The organism is Vibrio fujianensis, assembly GCF_002749895.1.
In the GTDB taxonomy this organism is placed as follows: domain Bacteria; phylum Pseudomonadota; class Gammaproteobacteria; order Enterobacterales; family Vibrionaceae; genus Vibrio; species Vibrio fujianensis.
On sequence record NZ_NBUS01000041.1, the window covers coordinates 349,969 to 350,682 of the forward strand.

General features: G+C 45.1%; 1 protein-coding gene. It reads right to left on the minus strand.

Annotation, left to right across the window (positions count from 1 at the left end):
* On the minus strand, positions 1-714 hold a 714-nt coding region (locus B7C60_RS08785; RefSeq protein WP_245869062.1), incomplete at both ends, for a CobW family GTP-binding protein.

A 714-nucleotide genomic window follows, 5' to 3' on the forward strand; every position in this document is an offset into this window, starting at 1 on the left:
TCAAAGCCTTGTAGGGTTAACTCGTTAACCGATAACACCCCGTTATTGGCATTAAAAGCATAACAACCTTTACTCGTATTCAGCACCCCTTTCACTCGTTCAGCGGTTAAGGCACTAAGCATTGAAAATAACTCATCAAAATCAAATAGATACTCCGCACCGAATAGCCAGCCACAACTGTAGTAGCCTTGACCACGATTTTCTTTACGTAGGAATGCTTGTCCCGGTGCTAAGGCAAACTGTGGCTCTAATTGCGCATGATGATGGTGATGAGCTTCGATATGGCTTGATGCACTTTCCGCACGACGCTCTATATCAAGCATCGAGAACGGTAAATTGCCCTGACTGACGAATTGATAAGCCGCTTTCGCTGGTTGCTGTCTGGCTAACCAAGTCCGGAAAACCTCAATATCTGTTGGCGTTGCTTGGTCAACTTTATTGGCAACAATCACATCCGCACTGGCTAATTGATCATTAAAATTTTGATTCGTCACATATTTATCATTACTTAAATGACTCGGATCGACTAATGCAATGGTCGCTTTGAGGTCAACATAAGGCTGATATTGGGCAGAAGTTAAAGTGGCGATAACTTGCTTGGGGTGCCCTAAGCCTGTCGGTTCGATCAATAAACGATCGGGCTTCTGTCTTAACAGGGTATTAATCCCCACAGACATAGGTACACCCGCCGTACAGCACATACACCCACCCGGG